This is a genomic window from Pseudoalteromonas sp. MMG006, from assembly GCF_018101025.1.
GTDB lineage: Bacteria > Pseudomonadota > Gammaproteobacteria > Enterobacterales > Alteromonadaceae > Pseudoalteromonas.
In genome coordinates this window covers 94,337-113,077 of record NZ_JAGJEJ010000003.1, presented here as the reverse complement: position 1 = coordinate 113,077, position 18,741 = coordinate 94,337, and the positions used below count along the sequence as shown (strand labels likewise).

Annotated in this window: 18 protein-coding genes; 12 read left to right on the top strand and 6 right to left on the bottom strand. The window is 40.8% G+C overall.

The annotated features are described in order from the left end of the window. Window positions 1-3: 3 nt before the first annotated feature. From J8L73_RS04730 to tolC, 3 genes are all read right to left on the bottom strand, one after another. Window positions 4-576: a toxin co-regulated pilus biosynthesis Q family protein gene (locus J8L73_RS04730; protein WP_210998873.1), complete on the bottom strand. Its 573-nt coding sequence runs from the start codon at window positions 574-576 to the stop codon at window positions 4-6. A gap of 82 nt (window positions 577-658) precedes the next feature. After that, window positions 659-1,588 (bottom strand): LpxL/LpxP family Kdo(2)-lipid IV(A) lauroyl/palmitoleoyl acyltransferase, encoded by a 930-nt coding sequence (lpxL, locus tag J8L73_RS04725; protein WP_210998874.1) that lies wholly within the window; start codon window positions 1,586-1,588, stop codon window positions 659-661. A 108-nt stretch (window positions 1,589-1,696) separates the two neighbouring features. After that, window positions 1,697-3,052, bottom strand: a complete 1,356-nt coding sequence (tolC, locus tag J8L73_RS04720; RefSeq protein ID WP_210998875.1) for an outer membrane channel protein TolC — start codon at window positions 3,050-3,052, stop codon at window positions 1,697-1,699. 151 nt (window positions 3,053-3,203) lie between these two features. Here tolC and J8L73_RS04715 point away from each other — a divergent pair, with 151 nt between their 5' ends. From J8L73_RS04715 to rraB, 9 genes are all read left to right on the top strand, one after another. Further along, a complete protein-coding gene (locus J8L73_RS04715; protein WP_210998876.1) occupies window positions 3,204-3,830 on the top strand; it encodes an NUDIX domain-containing protein in 627 nt (208 codons plus the stop codon). A 45-nt stretch (window positions 3,831-3,875) separates the two neighbouring features. Further along, a complete protein-coding gene (locus J8L73_RS04710; RefSeq protein WP_210998877.1) occupies window positions 3,876-4,334 on the top strand; it encodes a DUF1249 domain-containing protein in 459 nt (152 codons plus the stop codon). After that, on the top strand, window positions 4,321-5,106 hold the full coding sequence (locus J8L73_RS04705) for a metallophosphoesterase (protein ID WP_211015107.1): 786 nt from the start codon (window positions 4,321-4,323) through the stop codon (window positions 5,104-5,106). Before J8L73_RS04710 ends, J8L73_RS04705 begins: the two co-directional genes overlap by 14 nt. Then, window positions 5,091-5,651 (top strand): YqiA/YcfP family alpha/beta fold hydrolase, encoded by a 561-nt coding sequence (locus J8L73_RS04700; RefSeq protein WP_211015106.1) that lies wholly within the window; start codon window positions 5,091-5,093, stop codon window positions 5,649-5,651. The genes J8L73_RS04705 and J8L73_RS04700 overlap by 16 nt, the downstream gene beginning before the upstream one ends. 77 nt (window positions 5,652-5,728) lie before the next feature. Next, window positions 5,729-7,618, top strand: a complete 1,890-nt coding sequence (gene parE, locus J8L73_RS04695) for a DNA topoisomerase IV subunit B (protein WP_210998880.1) — start codon at window positions 5,729-5,731, stop codon at window positions 7,616-7,618. 29 nt (window positions 7,619-7,647) lie between these two features. Next, on the top strand, window positions 7,648-8,742 hold the full coding sequence (locus J8L73_RS04690) for a PQQ-dependent sugar dehydrogenase (protein ID WP_210998881.1): 1,095 nt from the start codon (window positions 7,648-7,650) through the stop codon (window positions 8,740-8,742). A 10-nt stretch (window positions 8,743-8,752) separates the two neighbouring features. Further along, on the top strand, window positions 8,753-11,041 hold the full coding sequence (gene parC / locus J8L73_RS04685) for a DNA topoisomerase IV subunit A (RefSeq protein WP_211015104.1): 2,289 nt from the start codon (window positions 8,753-8,755) through the stop codon (window positions 11,039-11,041). A gap of 166 nt (window positions 11,042-11,207) precedes the next feature. Next, the gene (locus J8L73_RS04680; RefSeq protein ID WP_210998883.1) at window positions 11,208-11,921 is read left to right on the top strand and encodes a 1-acylglycerol-3-phosphate O-acyltransferase; all 714 of its coding nucleotides are present in this window, start codon (window positions 11,208-11,210) and stop codon (window positions 11,919-11,921) included. Beyond that, on the top strand, window positions 11,921-12,256 hold the full coding sequence (rraB, locus tag J8L73_RS04675; RefSeq protein WP_006793171.1) for a ribonuclease E inhibitor RraB: 336 nt from the start codon (window positions 11,921-11,923) through the stop codon (window positions 12,254-12,256). Before J8L73_RS04680 ends, rraB begins: the two co-directional genes overlap by 1 nt. A 231-nt stretch (window positions 12,257-12,487) precedes the next feature. Here rraB and J8L73_RS04670 read toward each other — a convergent pair whose 3' ends face one another. Next, the gene (locus J8L73_RS04670; protein ID WP_211015102.1) at window positions 12,488-13,459 is read right to left on the bottom strand and encodes a zinc transporter ZntB; all 972 of its coding nucleotides are present in this window, start codon (window positions 13,457-13,459) and stop codon (window positions 12,488-12,490) included. A gap of 327 nt (window positions 13,460-13,786) precedes the next feature. On the opposite strand from J8L73_RS04670, the gene J8L73_RS04665 reads away from it, so the two are divergent. From J8L73_RS04665 to J8L73_RS04655, 3 genes are read left to right on the top strand one after another with little or no spacing between them, the layout of a single operon-like run. Further along, a complete protein-coding gene (locus J8L73_RS04665) occupies window positions 13,787-14,215 on the top strand; it encodes a RimK/LysX family protein (RefSeq protein WP_211015100.1) in 429 nt (142 codons plus the stop codon). 10 nt (window positions 14,216-14,225) lie between these two features. After that, on the top strand, window positions 14,226-15,131 hold the full coding sequence (gene rimK, locus J8L73_RS04660) for a 30S ribosomal protein S6--L-glutamate ligase (protein ID WP_210998886.1): 906 nt from the start codon (window positions 14,226-14,228) through the stop codon (window positions 15,129-15,131). Next, window positions 15,118-16,176 (top strand): succinylglutamate desuccinylase/aspartoacylase family protein, encoded by a 1,059-nt coding sequence (locus J8L73_RS04655; protein WP_211015098.1) that lies wholly within the window; start codon window positions 15,118-15,120, stop codon window positions 16,174-16,176. The genes rimK and J8L73_RS04655 overlap by 14 nt, the downstream gene beginning before the upstream one ends. 84 nt (window positions 16,177-16,260) lie before the next feature. Here J8L73_RS04655 and J8L73_RS04650 read toward each other — a convergent pair whose 3' ends face one another. Beyond that, window positions 16,261-16,833, bottom strand: coding sequence for a mechanosensitive ion channel domain-containing protein (locus J8L73_RS04650; protein WP_211015096.1), 573 nt, complete (start codon window positions 16,831-16,833; stop codon window positions 16,261-16,263). Between the two features lie 70 nt (window positions 16,834-16,903). After that, window positions 16,904-18,613, bottom strand: a complete 1,710-nt coding sequence (locus J8L73_RS04645; protein ID WP_211015095.1) for a ShlB/FhaC/HecB family hemolysin secretion/activation protein — start codon at window positions 18,611-18,613, stop codon at window positions 16,904-16,906. Between the last annotated feature and the right edge of the window lie 128 nt (window positions 18,614-18,741).

Sequence of the window (18,741 nt, the reverse complement as noted above, 5' to 3'; positions counted from 1 at the left end):
CCGTTAAACGTTTAGCTTCAAGCAGTTACTTCGAACAAATTCAGAGGGGAGCTCGGTAATAACCGCAGCTCTTTGCTTGTAGCAAAAATAAGTATAAACCTCGTATTCAAAATCATCATTGATTGCTCTACCTACCTGGTAAAGCGCCGAGGTAAAGTTGCTATCTACCCTAAAGTGATCCTTTACTACGTAATCTTTACTTAAGTACCAATAAAGTTCTATGCCTTCAGTTTTTGCATATTCTTTAAGTACATCTTTAAGTGTTGAACCATTTTCAAAACGTCTCGGCTCAACCTTTCCAGACCAACTCGCTGGCATGGGATCAACAATACGTGCTCGCTCAACAAGGACTCTATCAAGGCTTTGTTGAGGAGTTTTAAGTTGTAGTACAAATTGCTCGCGCTCTTTATTACTTTTTACTTGATTACGTATAGATGAATAAAAGCGAGATAATCCCTCTGCGGCTGCATTTTTAGATTCTTTTATATCAAGTACCGGGCCATCGCCAAGCAAAAAATACCCAGCAACTACAATTAACACAACAGCAAACGATAAATGTTTAATCCAAAACCACATTTTAATTACCCATTTTATTTGTTATTTAGCAACACGCTCATTTAGAGGTTTACTATTTAAAGTTACTGATATTGTTATACCACTACTTTTTATAAAATGAAGGAGTATTTTTATCAGGTCTTGTTTTAAAACGACGGTGCAGCCACATGTATTGCTCGGGTGCTGCATTAATTGAGCGCTCCATGCGTTGGTTAACGCAAGTTACATCTGCTCTGTCATCACCACTTGGGAAGTTTTTAAGCTCTGGGACTATTTCTAAATGGTACTTACCGTTATCGTCTCTGCGGCTAATTAAGCTCATTGTTTCGCAGTATTTACTGGCCGCAAACATTAATGTTCCAGTGGTTGTTGCTGCATCTGGTACTGCATAGAAGGGCACAAATTCGCAGCGGTTTCGGCCATAATCTTGATCTGGCAAGTAATAACAGACCTTCTTATCTTTAAGTGACTTTAATAGACCTTTAACATCTTTGCGGCCAATTAAATACTCGTTAGAGCGAAGACGACCATTAGTGGTAAAGTATTCCATTAGTGCATTGTTGTGTGGGCGATAAAACCCTAGCCCTTGGCACTTAGTCCCCATTATTCGGCTAGCCATTTCTAAATGTAGAATATGCGGTACAAGCAAAAGTATACCTTTGCCTTGTGCTTGCACACGTTCAAAATTTTCAAGCCCTTTGATTGACCCATAAACATTTTTTACACGCCACTGCGGCCACCACCATGCCATGCCCGTTTCCACCATGGCAATACCGGTATTTTCCATGTTTTTTAAAACCAGTTTTCTTTGTTCTGCTTCACTCATATCTGGAAAGCAAAGCTTGATGTTTACTTCTGCTATATGGCGGCGACGCTTCATAAATTTATGTACTAAGCGCCCTAGTAATTTACCTAATGCAAGTTGAACTTTTTGTGGTAGCCAAGAGATCACGTATAAAAATAAAACGCCTATCCATGTTAGCCAGTAGCGAGGGCCTAAAAATGATATTTTAAAAGGAGATGAGGTGACCACAAAAAAATCTCTGAAAATAAAAACGCTAGTTTAACGCTAAGCGTAATAAAATACAAAAAGCCAGCAGGCGCTGGCTTTGTAATAAATTAAGTAAGTTTCAGTATTAAATTAAACCGATTTTAAACCTTGGTTTATAGCAACTAAATCTTTACTTGTAAGTGTACCTGCGGCTTGTTTTAAACGAAGAGTAGATAGCACGTAGCGGTAACGAACGTCAGCAAGATTGCGTTTGGCATCGTATAAATTTTGTGTGCTAATAAGTACGTCAACAATTGTACGAGTACCTACTTCAAAACCTGCTTCGGTAGCTTTAAGTGCACTTTGTGCCGATACTACAGCTTGCTCTAGCGCTTTATATGTTGCGATATCTGAAACCACCTGATTGTATGAGGTAATAACAGTACGTGTCACTGCACGGTAGTTTGTTTCATAGTCTTGGCTTGCGCCTACATAAAAAGCACGGGCCTGTTTAGTGGCTGCAACCGTTGCACCACCTGAATACAAAGGTACGCTAAAGTTCAGCGCGACTGAGCTTGAGTCTGAGCGAGGTTGTTCGTCAAAATTAGCGCCATTTACTTCAGTGTCAGTGAGTGAATCGCCGTAGCTTGCACTAAGTGTTAACTTTGGATAATGACCTGCTTTAGCAAGTACAATTTGATCTTTTGCTATATCAACAGTGACTTTAGCCACTTGTAAGTTAATATTATTTTCTTCAGCTATTTTTACAAAATCACTAGATTGTTTAGCCGGCTTAGTCGTTGAAAACGTTTCAGTGTTTAAAAAATCTAACTTAGCATGGTACTTACCGGTAATTTCACGCAGTTCTTCACGTGCAGTTTCTACCGCATTACTTGCAATGATTTCTTGCGCTACTGAGTTATCAAACTGTGCTTGCGCTTCGTGCACATCGGTAATTGCGGTCAAGCCTACTGCATAGCGCTGCTTTGTTTGCTCCAGTTGACGTTCAATGGCACGTTTTTCGGCTTGCACAAATTCAAGGTTATCAATTGCACTTAATACGTTAAAATAGCCCTCTGCAACGCGCACAATTAAGTTTTGCTTAGCTGCATCGTACTGACCATTTGCTTGAAGTGCTTGTTTATCAGCAATGTCTAACGTGTTCCATGCACCTAAATCAAACAGAGTTTGGCTTAAACTAACACCTCGGCTGAAATCATCTGTTTCAGACTCAACTTTAACTTGATTAGATAAGTCGCCAATACTTTGAAAAGACGTTGAGTCACTTTTAGTGTAGCTCGCAGTTAAACCAATTTGAGGCAATAGTGCACTCATTGCTAAATCGCTTTGATAAGATTGCGCATCGGCTTGGGCTTTTGCTTTTAAAACGGTAGGATCGTTAGCTGTAGCAATTTCAAAAACTTGTAGTAAATCTTCTGCGTTGGCTGCTGTTGCGCCTAGTGCGCATGATAAGCTAACCAGCGCTGCAAGGATGTTCTTTTTCATGTTAGGTTCAGTCCTTAGACAATTTTTATACTAAAAGCATGTTAACCTGTTTTACTCCATAACAAAAAAAATAATTAGTAAAACAGTATGTTCAAGTGTAACAGAATATATTAACGCATTTTAACCGTTTAGATAAGCAGGGAGTAAAAGCATGGCGAGTAAAAACTTGATAAAATTCACCCATAAAGATGTCACAGTTAAGCCTGTTAAAAATCTTTATAAGGGTTTTTTTCAGGTCGATTTATACCAGTTTGAGCATGCACTTTTTGCTGGTGGAACTTCTGAGGTGATTAGCCGCGAAATATTAGAACGCGGCGATGCAATTGCAGTACTTCCGTACGATCCGATATCGGATACTGTGCTTTTAATCGAACAAATACGTATAGGTGCAATTAAAAGCAAACATTCACCGTGGCTGCTAGAATGTATAGCCGGCATGACTGATGGCAGCACAGATTACGAATCGGTGGTAAAAAAAGAAGCATTTGAAGAGGCGGGGCTTGAGTTAAACGAACTTGAGTTTATGTTGTCGTACTTGTCTAGTCCCGGTGGTACTACAGAGCGCTTATATTTGTATTTAGCACGTGCCGATTTAAGCCAAGTGCAAACAGGTGTTTATGGCCTTGAAAGCGAAGGCGAAGATATAAAAACTCACGTATTAAGTGTTGATGATGCGCTTACGCGTCTTAACAACGGTGAGATAGACAATGCTGCAACGGTGATTTGTATGCAATGGCTTGCGCTTAATCGCGAAAAAATGGCCCGTAAATGGGCATAACTACAACTTAACCTTATAGAGGGTTAACAACATAATGGCGGTACTTTGACAGCACTATTAGCAACAAAGCGATATATTCAAAGCCTTCCAAAGTATTTAACACTTTGTGAGCATAACTACCTGCGACTGTTAAAGTTGTTACCGAGCGAGCGGGATATTGGAAGCACCCGCGAAGTTAAACTAGGTAACAGCGAGTTTGCTATTAAAGTAGACGATAGCGCAAAGTACACTATGGATATTTCAATCAAACAGCTAACAGGGATGGTTAAAGGCATTACGCCACTTTATTTAACGGTAAGGTTGTATCACGATGCTAAAGTGGCTGAAATCATTCATCACGATTACCATCAGCGTATAAAGCCGTCTTACGGTTACCCTAACCCTAAAATGCATCAAAAAGATGAAAAATATCAGCTTAATGCTTTTTTATATGACTGGTTAGTAGCCTGTGTTGAGCGCGGCCAAGCAACTTTAAACTGGGATGTTAATAATGGCCTGGTTTGATGAGGTATATAATTTTGATAGATCAACTTTAAACATAGCCCATATTACCGACAGTCACTTATTTGCAGATAAAAACGGTGAGTATTTTAGTGTAAATACAGCCAAACATTTTGAACAATCACTAGCGCATATAGCTAAGCAACAGCCTGACTGCGTTATATTTGGTGGTGATTTAACACAAGATCACAGCTTTGAATCGTACTTGCTATTTAGCGACCTTATAAATGAAAGCGCACTTACTTGCCCGGTATTTTGGGTACCAGGGAATCATGATGAGTTAGCAATGCTAAATCGTATTAGTGGCGCTCAAATAAATGCAGCTAAACGCATTACTGGCAATGGCTTTGATTTACTGCTTATCAATTCTAAAGGTCCAACGCCTGCAGGGTGGGTTACGAGCAATCATTTAGATGAAATAACCCAGAGCTTAATTAGCTCTAGTAAAAGCAATGTTATTTTTTGTCACCATAACCCGTTGCCTATAAATGGCTACCTTGATAAACATATGTTGGAAAATGGTCCTCAGCTGTTAAATATTCTAGTTAACAGCGCTAACGTAGCGGCTATTTTTCACGGCCATGTGCATAACGATTATACACAAAACTATAGGGAGCTAGCGGTATATGCAACGCCTGCAAGCTCTGTACAGTTTGTAAAAAACACAGCAAATTGGCAGCAAAAAAATTCAGGGCCCGCATACAGAATGCTAAAAATAAGTAGCGTTCAAGGTGAGCTAAATGTAGAAACGGATGTGGTATGGCTAAGCGTGTAATTTATATTCATGGATTTAATAGCTCACAAAAATCATATAAAGCTGTGAGGTTTGGCGAGCTTATGGCAAACTATGACATTGATTATTGTGTACCGTGTTTAAGCCACGAGCCCTTACAAGCCATCATTAAGCTTGAGCAACTACTAACGCCTAATACTGTTTTATTAGGAAGCTCGTTAGGTGGTTTTTTTGCCACGTATTTATCGCAGCGTTATCAAATTCCTGCTGTGGTTATTAATCCTGCGGTCGCACCCTATAATTTATTACAGTCGTTACTTGGGCCTAACTATAATCCGTATCAGGATTATCACTATGAGTTAAACAACACTCATATTGAGGCGCTTAAGTTACTCACTGTAAACAAGCTAACGCACCCTGAGCTGTTGTACTTACTTCAACAAACAGGCGATGAAGTGCTGAATTATCAGCACGCAGTAAAATATTATTCACAATGCAAACAACGAATAGAGTTTGGTGGCGATCATAGCTATGTTGAATTTGAACGCACCTTTGAAAGTATTGTAGATTTTCTTAAAATCACGTAAAACTAGTTAACTTAGCGCATATAAAAATAAAACTAGTCAAACATATTAAAGCCTTAGCGGATACAAAGATAAAAACTATGAGCGAGCAAAACTATAACGCCGAAGCCATTGAAGTCCTCAATGGATTAGACCCGGTAAAAAGACGCCCAGGGATGTACACCGACACAGTACGCCCAAATCATCTAGGCCAAGAGGTAATCGACAACAGTGTTGATGAAGCCATGGCTGGCCATGCCACTAAAATTGACGTAATTTTACACGAAGATAACTCACTTGAAGTAAGTGATGACGGCCGTGGTATGCCTATTGATATTCACCCAGAAGAAGGTATTCCTGGGGTTGAGCTTATTTTTACTAAACTGCACGCTGGTGGTAAGTTTTCAAATAAAAACTATCAATTTTCGGGTGGTTTACACGGGGTAGGTATTTCAGTTGTAAATGCCCTATCAACACGAGTAGAAGTGACAGTAAGGCGCGATGCTCAACAATTTAGAATGGCTTTTGAAAACGGCGACAAGGTAGAAGATTTAAACGTAATTGGTACTGTTGGTAAACGCAACACGGGTACTACCGTTCGTTTTTGGCCTGATGCCAGCTACTTTGACTCAGCAAACTTTTCTCTTTCAAAGCTCAATCACTTATTGAAAGCCAAAGCCGTTTTGTGCCCAGGTTTACGTATTAAGTTTACAAACAAACAAACCAAAGAAAGCCAAGAGTGGTACTACGAAACCGGCTTAAAAGATTACTTAATAGAGGCTGTTAAAGGCTACGAAATACTACCACAAGACCCGTTTGTAGGTGAGTTTTCAAGCGCTATTGAAGGTGCTGACTGGGCTGTTGTTTGGCTTCCTGAAGGGGGCGAGTCGATTGCTGAAAGTTACGTAAATTTAATTCCTACCGCGCAAGGCGGTACACACGTAAATGGTTTACGCCAAGGCTTACTGGAAGCCATGCGTGAGTTTTGTGAATTTAGAAACTTATTGCCACGTGGCGTAAAACTTACCCCAGATGATATTTGGGAGCGCTGTAGTTATGTTTTATCGGTAAAAATGCAAGACCCACAATTTGCAGGACAAACTAAAGAAAAGCTTTCATCACGCTCATGTGCAGCATTTGTATCGGGTGTAGTTAAAGATTCGTTTAGCTTGTGGCTAAACGAGCATACTGACATAGCTGAACTGTTATCTGAATTATGTATTTCCAATGCGCAGCGTAGATTACGAGCAGCTAAAAAAGTGGTTCGTAAACGTGTTACTGCAGGTCCAGCTTTACCTGGTAAATTGACCGATTGTAGCGCTGCCGATAACGACAGAACAGAGCTGTTTTTAGTAGAGGGTGACTCTGCTGGTGGCTCTGCAAAGCAAGCCCGCGATCGTGAGTTTCAGGCTATTATGCCGCTGCGCGGTAAAATCTTAAATACGTGGGAAGTTGAGTCAGGGCAAATTCTTGCGTCTCAAGAAGTACACGATATTTCAGTAGCACTAGGCATAGACCCAGATTCAAGCGACTTATCGGGACTTCGCTACAACAAAATTTGTATATTAGCCGATGCTGACTCGGATGGACTACACATTGCTACACTGTTGTGTGCTTTGTTTGTACGCCATTTTCCACAGTTGGTCAAAACAGGTCATGTGTATGTTGCTATGCCGCCGTTATTTAGAATCGACATTGGCAAAGAAGTATATTACGCCCTCGATGAAGATGAAAAAACCGGTATTTTGGCACGCATAGAAGCTGAGAAAAAACGCGGTAAAGTAAACGTACAGCGATTTAAAGGTTTGGGTGAAATGAACCCGCTGCAACTTCGTGAAACGACTATGGATCCAAACACGCGTCGTTTGGTTCAGTTGACCCTAGATGAAGAAGAGCAAACCTTAGAAATGATGGATATGTTGCTTGCTAAAAAACGATCGCCAGATCGTCGTCAATGGTTAGAAGATCACGGTAATAAAGCACAGGTATAAAGTGTTTTGTATAATACTAGGAGAAGCAAGTGAATAAATTACTAGGAAGTTTGCTGTTATTGGGGATGACAAGTGTCCCAGCAATGGCGAAAAACATACTTGATAAACTCACCGTTGCACCAGGGTTTGAAGTAAGCTTATTTGCTGATGATGTTGAAAATGCTCGCCAAATTGCAGTGTCAAAAAAAGGTATTGTGTACGCAGGCTCTCGTAAAGCAGGTAATGTATATGCGCTTATCGATCATAATAGTGATGGCGTAGCGGACAAAAAAATTGTGATTGCTGAAGGTTTAAATATGCCCTCGGGCTTGGCAATTAAAGACGGCGATTTATACGTTGGTGAAGTGCATCGTATTATTCGTTTTAAAAATATCGATACGGAACTAAAAGATCCAAAGTTTGATGTAATTTATAATGCATTACCATCAGAGCGCCACCACGGCTGGAAGTTTTTACGTTTTACACCAACAGGCGAGTTACTCATTCCGGTCGGTGTGCCGTGTAATATTTGCGCCGAAGATGAGCGCTTTGGTCGTATTTTTTCACTTAATGTAGAAACCAAGCAAATTAAAACCATCGCGCAAGGTGTGCGTAACTCAGTCGGTTTTGACTTTCACCCGAGCACACAGGCTTTGTGGTTTAGTGATAACGGTCGCGACATGATGGGCGATGATATCCCACCAGATGAAATTAACCGTGTAAGCAAAGAAGGTGAGCACTTTGGTTTTCCTTTTGTTCACGCCGGCGCGATAATCGATCCTGAGTTTGGTAAAGGCAAAAACATTGCCGATTATACCTCTCCGGCGCTTGCACTTGCTGCACATGTGGCGCCTTTAGGTATTCATTTTTATAACGGTAAACAATTTCCTGCAAATTATAAGCAGCAGTTATTTGTTGCTGAGCATGGCTCATGGAATCGTTCTAAAAAATCAGGTTACAAAGTAGCGTTAGCTACCATTGAGCAAGGTCGAGTCACAAAATATACGCCATTTATTACAGGCTTTATGAAAGACGAAGCCACATTTGGACGCCCTGTTGCATTTGCAGAATTAGGTGACGGCAGTCTGTTGGTAAGCGATGATTACGCCAATGTGATCTACCGTGTAAGCTATAAGAAAAACTAGGTAAGCTTTAATGAGTGATACAGATACCTTGCTGATGCAAGGAATTGAGCAACAAACAATGGGGCGTTTTACCGAAGACGCCTATTTAAACTACTCTATGTACGTAATTATGGACCGAGCATTGCCACATGTTGGCGATGGATTAAAACCGGTTCAGCGTCGTATTATTTATGCGATGAGCGAGCTTGGGTTATCTGCCGCTGCTAAATATAAAAAATCGGCTCGTACCGTGGGTGATGTACTAGGTAAATACCACCCACACGGCGACAGTGCGTGTTACGAAGCGATGGTACTTATGGCGCAGCCGTTTTCTTATCGTTATCCGCTGGTTGACGGTCAAGGTAACTGGGGTGCTGCAGATGATCCTAAATCGTTTGCAGCAATGCGTTATACCGAAGCACGTTTATCTAAGTTTTCTGAAGTATTACTAAAAGAGCTTGGCCAAGGCACGGTTGATTGGACGCCAAACTTTGATGGCACCATGAATGAGCCTTTAGTATTGCCATCGCGTTTACCGCATATTTTACTAAACGGCGTAACGGGTATTGCCGTAGGTATGGCAACAGATATTCCGCCACATAACGTGCGCGAATTAGCCAGTGCGTGTTGCTTGTTACTTGATAAGCCAAAAACTGAACTTGAGGAAATTCTTGAGTTAGTACATGCACCAGATTACCCAACTGATGCTGAAATAATTACCCCAAAAGCCGATATCCATAAAATATATAAAACGGGTCGAGGCTCTATCAAAATGCGTGCGGTGTATACCGAAGAGCATGGCGATATTGTAATTACAGCACTGCCGCATCAATGTTCGGGTGGTAAAGTGCTTGAGCAAATAGCAGCGCAAATGAACGCTAAAAAGCTGCCTATGATTGCCGATTTACGTGATGAGTCAGATCACGAAAATCCAACGCGTATTGTCATTATTCCGCGTTCTAACCGTATTAAAGCTGAGCCATTGATGGCGCACTTGTTTGCTACTACCGATCTTGAAAAAAATTACCGCGTAAATTTAAACATGCTAGGCCTAGATGGCCGCCCGCAGGTAAAAGACTTACGCAGTATTTTATCTGAGTGGCTTACATTTAGACGTGAAACTGTTCGTAGGCGTTTACAGTATCGCTTAGATAAAGTGTTGGCGCGGTTACATATTTTAGAAGGTTTACTCGCTGCCTTTTTAAATATTGATGAAGTCATTGAAATCATCCGCACCGAAGACAAGCCAAAGCCTGTACTTATGGAGCGCTTTGATTTAACTGATATTCAAGCGGAAGCAATTTTAGAATTAAAACTTCGTCACTTAGCAAAACTAGAAGAGTTTAAAATTCGTGGTGAGCAAGATGAGCTAGCTAAAGAACGTGACAAACTAGAGCTAACGCTTGGTTCAGATCGTCGTATGTCAACGCTTCTTAAAAAAGAGATTCAAGAAGCCGCAGAAATGTATGGTGACGATCGTCGCTCGCCGGTTGTTGAGCGCTCGGAAGCTAAAGCGCTTAACGAAAAAGATTTAATCCCATCAGAGTCAGTGACGGTTGTGCTTTCTGATAAAGGTTGGGCACGCGTTGGTAAAGGTCATGATCTAGATGTAGAAGGGCTTAATTATCGCTCAGGCGATAACTATAAAGCCTCAGCTCGAGGAAAGAGTAACCAACCCGCAGTATTTTTAGATACAGCGGGACGTGCCTTTGCAACCGATGCACATAGCTTGCCTTCGGCGCGAAGCCAAGGTGAGCCAATGACAGGGCGATTTAACCTAACCACAGGGGCTAATTTTGAACATGTGGTGATGGCTGATGACAACCAAGTACTGCTTATGGCATCGGATGCGGGTTACGGCTTTATAACCGACTTTAAAGATTTGGTGAGTAAAAACAAAAACGGTAAAGCCTTAGTGAGCGTGCCAAAAGGCGGTATATTACTTTCTCCAATTAGAGTTAACGATGTAGCAACCGATTTTTGTATGGCTATTTCAAACGAAGGGCGCATGCTTTTATTCCCGCTACGTGATTTACCAAAACTGGGTAAAGGTAAAGGAAATAAGATTATTTCTATACCTGGAGCAAAGGTACAAGCGCGAGAAGAGTTTGTTAAAGTATTAGCTGTTGTGCCACAAGGTAGCAGTGTAACGCTCCATGCAGGTAAGCGTAAGTTAACGCTTAAGCCTACTGATTTAGAACACTATCATGGCGAGCGCGGCCGCAGAGGTAACAAATTACCGCGTGGTTTACAACGCGTTGATGAGGCGGTTGTTGAGTTTACACCTGCAGATGATCCCGATGAGACGATTAGTGAATAATACATAGTAATACATTAAACGGCCTGCTTTTGTAGGCCGTTTTTGTTTGTGCATATAATTTCAGCGCACAAGTGTACGCTATGTCTCGTGTGTGTAACAAAATAGCGTTATAATACTATAATGTGCGTAGCATTTGGCGCACTGCACACACAATTGGAGAGATAGTTTGTTAGCCGTTATACGTATTTTTATTATGTTGCTGTTTATATTATTAAGCTGTGTTTTTGGTTTATTGCTTTCAATAGTAAGGCCATTTCACGCAAATAATGTATATGTTATAGCAACTTGGTTTGGCTCAATGGCCAAAATGTTGGGTGTAAAACTTGTGCTTACACGCCATCCCGAGGCCGTAAAAGCAGGGCCAGCAGTGTACTTAGCAAATCATCAAAACAACTATGACTTATTTACGATTCCAGCCATGGTGCCAAAAAACTGCGTAAGTTTAGGTAAAAAAAGTTTAAAGTGGATCCCGTTCTTTGGGCAGCTTTACTGGCTATCGGGTAATATATTAATCGATAGATCGAACCGCTCAAAAGCGGCTGGAACTATTTCAAAAGCCGCTGAAAAAATTAAAAGTAATGGTCTATCTGTATGGATGTTTCCTGAAGGCACCAGAAGCTATGGAAGAGGGCTGTTACCTTTCAAAACAGGTGCATTTCACACCGCAATGAGCGCAGATGTGCCCGTTATTCCGGTATGTATGAATACAACGCATAAATCCATAAAGCTAAATCGATGGGATAATGGTACAATTTACATTGAAATGTTAGCGCCCGTATCGCTTGATAAAAATATTAGCGCGCGTGAGCATGCTAAAAGCGTGCATAGTATTATGGCTGCTAAAATAACTGAATTAGATGCTCAAGTGAGAGATAAATAATGGAAAACTGGCGCGAAATAAGTGAAGACATCGTAAGTTCATTACTTGAAGATGGATCAGATCCTGAAATACTTTACGAAGTAGAACACCATTTTGTATGTGAAGACTTCCCTAAATTAGAACAAGCGGCATTAGCGGCTTTTAAATTAGGCTACGATGTTGAAGAGCCTGCAGAGCTCGAGCTTGAAGACGGCAGCAAGATTTGGAGCTTCGATATAGTAGTCGAAGCTGAGCTAGACGTAGACGTAATAATGGAAGATGTGGATAAACTTGCAGCTTTAGCTGTTGAGTGCGACGTTGAATACGACGGTTGGGGCACTTACTTTCAAGAGTAATGTACCTATCTAACGTCTAGGTTTGTATTTTAAAAGCGAGTATTATAAATACTCGTTTTTTTATGTCTGAAATAGTTTTTATACCAACCCTCAATCCTATTTCATCATTTTAAGGGTAAAACCTGACGCTAACAGTGGATTTACCGTAGTTAGCTACACACGAGAAACTAACTAGTTTCATATAAATAGTGTTAAAACTTACATTATTAAATGTACTTAAATGGCTGTTTATTACAGCCATTTTTTATTTTTAAAATACACTGCAATACCGCCGGTAAGAACGATTAAAAATATAACAAAAGCACTAAATGCATAGGGGTTTTCAGTTCCTGGGATACCGCCTACATTCACTCCTAATAAGCCTGTTAAAAAGCCAAGTGGCAAAAATAGAGCCGCCACTACCGACATTACATACATACGCTGATTTAGTTGCTCAGATACTTGGTTGGTAATTGTTTGTTGAATAATTTGTGCGCGTTCGATTGAGCTGTCCAACTCTTCTAAATAACGAATCAGTAGGTTAGTGGTTTCGTTTAATTTTGCTTTGTCATCATCTAAAAGCCACAGGTAATGTTTATTAACCATTGAAGATAGCGCGTCTTTTTGCGGTTTTAAGTAGCGCTTTAAGGCAATGGTTTGGCGACGTAGTTGTGATAAGCCTTGGTTATCAAACTTCTTGCTTGGCTCATCTATCTCCTCTTCAAATTCATCAAGTGTTTCATCAAGCGAGTCAATCACCGTTTGCATACGAGAGGTAAGCTTATGTGTAATGGCGCACACTAGCTCTGAAATAGAGCACGGCCCTTTATTTATATTAAATAATTCAAGAATGTCTTGAATTGATAGCAATCTACGTTTGCGAGTTGTTATGACAACAGACTCACTGATAAATAAACGTATAGACACCATGTCTTCAGGACTTTGTGCTGGGTTTAAGTTTACGCCACGTAAAAATAACATGTGTCCGTTTGTAGTAGGTGTTATGCGTGGGCGGGTTTCATCAGCGATTAACGAATCAAGTTCAAATTCTGCTAAATGGGATTGGCTTTTTAGCCACGCTACCGCTTCTTTTTGGCTGTAATCCATATGAATCCATAGTTTTCCTTGGCTTGGCTGCCAATTATTTAGATCCTGTGTACTTTGTATAGATCGCGCACCGCCATTTTCGTCAAGTACTAGTGCATGTAGTAAACCATTAATCATATTTAAACCCGTATAATTGTGTATTTGATCGTGTTAGCTAACCTGTACTCTAAAGAGCTTTATTATCTCGAGTTCAGATTAAATTTAGTGCATCTACTGTCTCTTCTACAAACTTACCTTTTATTTTAATGAGTTAAGCCTACTTCAAAATCTAACAGCGCGCTTTTATAAATCAAAACCAATGCATAAGCTCACCAGCAAGGTGCGCATTGTGTGACCAGTTTGTATAAAAGATCAATTTAATTTACTCATCGACTAGATAAATTTATTTCGTTGGTGTTTTTTGACCCGTAGCGTATAAGTCTCTTTTTTATTAAGGGCATATTTATGACTACAAATATCACAGTGGGGTGGCGTGAGTGGTTAAGCTTACCAGAGCTTGGTATTGAGAGAATAAAAGCAAAAGTAGATACCGGCGCCCGTACCTCGTGTATTCATGCAATTAATATTCAAGAGTATGAAGAAAATGGCGAAAAATGGGTGAAATTTATAGCTCAACCGCTACAAGACGATGAACAAACACGCGTCACTTGTAAGGCTAAGGTTAAAAAAATTAAAGCTGTAACCAGTTCAAGTGGGCAAAAAGAAATGCGCTATTTTATAGAAACAACATTACATGCTGGCCAACATAGCTGGCCTATTGAAGTGACTTTAACAAGTAGAGCAACAATGAAATTTAGGATGTTACTTGGCCGTACAGCCATGGAAAATCACTTAGTCGTTAATCCGGCTTTATCACATTTATTAGGTAGTTAAGGTTTTAACTATGAAAATCGGTATTTTATCTCGCAGCAGTAATTTGTATTCAACTCGTCGCTTAATTGAAGCGGCGGAAGCACGTGGTCATGAAGTAAAAGTAATTGATGCGCTACGTTGTTACATGAATATAAACTCAGATCAGCCTGAAATTCACTATCGCGGTGAAAATTTAAAAGAATTTGACGCTATCATTCCACGCATTGGTGCATCAGTTACTTTTTATGGTTGCTCGGTGTTACGCCAGTTCGAAATGATGGGGGTTTACCCTGTTAACGAATCGGTGGCTATTTCTCGCTCGCGCGATAAATTACGCTCATTGCAGCTTCTTTCGCGTAAAGGGGTCGGCATGCCGGTAACAGGGTTTGCTAGCAAGCCAGATGACGTAAAAGACTTACTAGAAATGGTAGGCGGCGCACCGGTAGTAATTAAGCTGCTTGAAGGTACGCAAGGTATTGGTGTTGTTCTTGCTGAAACGCGCAAAGCGGCTGAAAGTGTAATTGAAGCGTTTATGGGCTTAAAAGCCAATATTATGGTTCAAGAATATATTAAAGAAGCGGGCGGTGCTGATATTCGCTGTTTTGTATTAGGCGATAAAGTGATAGCTGCCATGAAGCGCCAGGCGCAAGAAGGGGAGTTTCGTTCAAACCTTCATCGTGGGGGAAGTGCTGCACTTGTTCGCATCACACCTGAGGAGCGAAAAACAGCGGTTGCCGCAGCTAAAGCTATGGGCTTAAATGTTGCGGGTGTTGATTTACTTCGCTCGTCTCGTGGTCCACTGGTAATGGAAGTTAACTCTTCACCAGGCCTTGAGGGTATTGAAGTAGCAACAGGTAAAGATATTGCGGGCATGGTCATCGAATTTATCGAAAAAAATGCTGCTATTAAAGGAACTGCAACACGTGGCAAAGGTTAAAATAAACCGGCCTTTTACCTTATTAGGTAAAAGCGTGGGTGTAGGCGAGCGCAAAACGTTGGCCTTAGAAGCAGCAAAGCTTTATACCCACTCACCGCTTAATATTCCTATTGAGGTAGTAAATGGTGTTTTAGAGGGGCCTGTGCTTATGGTATGTGCAGCTATTCATGGTGATGAGCTAAATGGTGTAGAAGTTGTACGTCAGCTGCTCTCTAAAATAGATGCAAGCCAACTGCGCGGAACCATAATTGTAGTGCCTATTGTTAATGTGTTTGGCTTTATTCATAAATCGCGTTATTTACCCGATAGACGCGATATGAACCGCAGCTTTCCAGGATCTGAGCGCGGATCGCTAGCTGGGCGTATGGCGCACATGTTTTTTAATCAGGTGGCAGTATATTGTACTCACATTATTGATTTACATACGGGTGCGATTCACAGAACTAATTTGCCGCAAATACGCGCTAATTTAGAAGATGAAGCAACCGCTGATATGGCTAAAGCATTTGGCACACCTGCTGTTATTAATGCATCCCTTCGTAATGGCTCACTACGAAGTGAGGCCGCTAACTTAGGTATACCGGTTATTACTTATGAAGCAGGTGAAGCACTACGTTTTGATCCTATCGCCATTGCAGCAGGTGTGCAGGGGGTAGATTATGTGATGCGTCATTTAAAAATGATCCGTGGTAAACGCCCTAAAAAACTACCCGATCCTATTATTGCAGGCTCTACAAGTTGGATACGTGCTGAAGTAGACGGCATTGTACGTGCGCAAGTATCGCTTGGTGAGCATGTAGAAAAAGGCCAAGTGCTGGCGTATATAAGTAGCCCTTTAGGGGATTCTGAGCTTGAGCTTTTAGCGCCTAAAGGCGGTATTGTAATTGGTCAGCAAACTATGCCATTAGTAAACGAAGGGGATGCGGTATTCCATCTTGCTTACTTTGCACATGACAACAGCTTAGTAGAGCAGCAACTAGAGCAGTTTATTGACGAAATAAATGATTTAGATGATGAACTAAAAACAGCTGAGCTAAATAACTAGTCTTAATTGTGGTTAGTTAAGTATTAAAAAGCCGCAGTAGGTAATTTACCTACTGCGGCTTTTTTGTGAATATGACTTTTTAAATTATGTCTTTTTAGGGCCAATAATGCGCTTAATTACCGGCGCTTTAGTGGGCTTAGGCTCTTTGTTTAATACCATTACAGGGCGTGTCACAAACAGGTTATTTGGGTATACAATTCTGTGCCCATCTACATGCTCAAGCACGACATTCATTAAGCCTAATTCTACAATACGTCCTTCTACGTGGTTTGCGCCATCAACAATACGTACCCAGTAGCCAACATGAAAATCGTTTTGAATAAACATTAATAAAAAGGCGGTAAGGTTACTTAGTAACGACCAAGCTGCAAATAAAGCGACCCCTAACATTGCAAACAGTGATGAGCCTATAACTAATAACCCACGCAGCTCTATACCCCAAAATATGAGCACTAAGCAAAGTACTACAAACGCGAGTATTATTTTTAATAACAGCTCAGCTCTAAATTTACGATGAACATCTACTTTTCCTTTTATGGCTTTTTCGAGCAGCTTTTTTGTTGCTTTTAATAACAGTGGAAAAAGTAAAATGGCAATAAGGGTGACCACTAATTTATATTGCGTACCCATTAGCTCTAAAAGCGCGAACAATTCCAAAGTGTGATCCCGTACTATTTTTAAGCGAGTTTAAAGTGCTAGTTTAGCGCTTTCGTATGTTACTCGCTATTTAAAAGGTATTTTTGACGCTCACTAACCATTGCACAGAGTCTGCATCATCGTCGCCATCAAGGGGAGCTGCAATATCAATGTGGATCATAGTGCCAGAGTTTGCTCTGCTAGGGGCTAGGCGCAGTCCAATACCGACATTTTTTAAAACGTGGTCGTTCTCGCCGTTATCTTTGTCGTTAAACCAAGCGCGGCCAACATCTAAAAACCCTGCTCCACCTACTTTAAACAGTTGCAGTAAATCGTATTCCCAGTAATAGCGTTTTTCTAAACTGACTAAAAAGCTTCGATCGCCATGTTGATAATCCATCGGATAGCCACGAAGGCCTGTTTCGCCGCCTAATGTAAGCTGTTTATCAGCGGTTAAATTTTTGGCGTACTGCGCGCGTGCTTTGACATACCAAGATTGGTTTTCGCTGGTGTTTAAGTAGTATTGTATTTGACCGGTGGCTAAAAAGTTTTCAAGCTGTTTTTGTTCTTTATTCCAATAACCATCAAGCTCAGTGCTAAAGCGCCAAAGCGTTCTATCGGTGGTGAAATGTGCTTTTTTAGCTTTAAAAGAGTAAATAGCGCGGGTATCGTCATTACTTAGTGACTCGTCTGAATAGCCTAATAATGCTTTTATGTTCCAGCCCAAATTTAAATCTTCTGTACGCGAAATACTGTCAAAATTTCGTACTTTTATATAATTGTCTTCAAACCAGTGCCCGCTAACATACGGGTAACTGAGCTTTCTGTCTTGTGCTAGTGGGGCAAAGGTGGTGTCTATTTCTTCAAAGCTGTCTTGTTGATCAACATAACCAAGGGTTAGGCGCTGGGTCCAGCTATCGCTTAGCGCTTTAGAGTGGCCTAAAAATGCACTAAATAGATCGGTTGTTTGATCAAACTCGCTGTATTCATCACCACGGCGATACAGCGACTCTTCTCTTTGCTCAGAAAAGCTTTTAATACCATAGCTATAAGGCGTATCTATGGCATAAAACGGGTAGGTAAGTTCTAATAAATGGCGTTTACCATCGCTGTTGTCGGCATATTCTAAGCGGCCACGATACCGAGTCGATAAAATATTAGGATCATCATAAACAAATAAGTAACCATTGCGATCGCTGTCGGTTGTGCGTGCAAGCGATAAGCGCTTCCCCCAACCAAATAAGTTTGATTCACGAAAACCTATGCTCGATTTATTTTCGCCACCGCTACGGCTAAAGCTGATTTCAGGTAATAAGGTCCATAAATCGCGAGTGACAACGGTTACATCTACATTACCGTCGCAGTTTTCTACCGCACTTATTTGTGCGTCATATAAGTAGTTTTGGCGGCGTAATAAGCGCTCTGACTCAGCCAGCTTTTTAGCATTGTATTTATCACCTTGCTTAAACAATAAAATATTACTGATCACAGCAGGTTCTGTTTGTATATGAGCACGGTTAGCAAAGCGAAAAAGGGCGTTATTTTCTTCTTCTAGCTCTGTGTTAAATACATTAAGTTGAGAAAGCGTAATCGAGGCTATTTGCGCATCACTTCGGCTGGTGATGAGTGTTGCTTTATCTTCAACTTCGCGGCGCAGGTTTTTATTGTTATCTAAATGGGATTGAGTCAGTGGGCAAGTGTCGATTTTATCAGGCGCTTGCTGGGCAAGTGCGCTAGGCATTAAAAAGCTTAAAGCACTTAAGCTAATACAGCATTGTGCAATCCATTTCTTATTCACCATTAAACCTCTTTACTACTTAGTAGCAACTGCCGATCATAATATCAGCTTACATCATTGTTATTACAATGTAAGTAAAAGGTATGGATTTTGAAAATAATTAATTGTTACCGTTATGCACCTTTGTTAAT

Bases quoted from the DNA above. Each gene is read 5' to 3' on its own strand.
- rraB (WP_006793171.1), top strand. From the start codon at position 11,921: ATGGAAAACTGGCGCGAAATAAGTGAAGACATCGTAAGTTCATTACTT.
- rimK (WP_210998886.1), top strand. From the start codon at position 14,226: ATGAAAATCGGTATTTTATCTCGCAGCAGTAATTTGTATTCAACTCGT.
- J8L73_RS04730 (WP_210998873.1), bottom strand. From the start codon at position 576: ATGTGGTTTTGGATTAAACATTTATCGTTTGCTGTTGTGTTAATTGTA.
- J8L73_RS04670 (WP_211015102.1), bottom strand. From the start codon at position 13,459: ATGATTAATGGTTTACTACATGCACTAGTACTTGACGAAAATGGCGGT.
- J8L73_RS04715 (WP_210998876.1), top strand. From the start codon at position 3,204: ATGGCGAGTAAAAACTTGATAAAATTCACCCATAAAGATGTCACAGTT.
- J8L73_RS04705 (WP_211015107.1), top strand. From the start codon at position 4,321: ATGGCCTGGTTTGATGAGGTATATAATTTTGATAGATCAACTTTAAAC.
- parC (WP_211015104.1), top strand. From the start codon at position 8,753: ATGAGTGATACAGATACCTTGCTGATGCAAGGAATTGAGCAACAAACA.
- parE (WP_210998880.1), top strand. From the start codon at position 5,729: ATGAGCGAGCAAAACTATAACGCCGAAGCCATTGAAGTCCTCAATGGA.
- tolC (WP_210998875.1), bottom strand. From the start codon at position 3,052: ATGAAAAAGAACATCCTTGCAGCGCTGGTTAGCTTATCATGCGCACTA.
- J8L73_RS04645 (WP_211015095.1), bottom strand. From the start codon at position 18,613: ATGGTGAATAAGAAATGGATTGCACAATGCTGTATTAGCTTAAGTGCT.
- J8L73_RS04665 (WP_211015100.1), top strand. From the start codon at position 13,787: ATGACTACAAATATCACAGTGGGGTGGCGTGAGTGGTTAAGCTTACCA.
- J8L73_RS04700 (WP_211015106.1), top strand. From the start codon at position 5,091: ATGGCTAAGCGTGTAATTTATATTCATGGATTTAATAGCTCACAAAAA.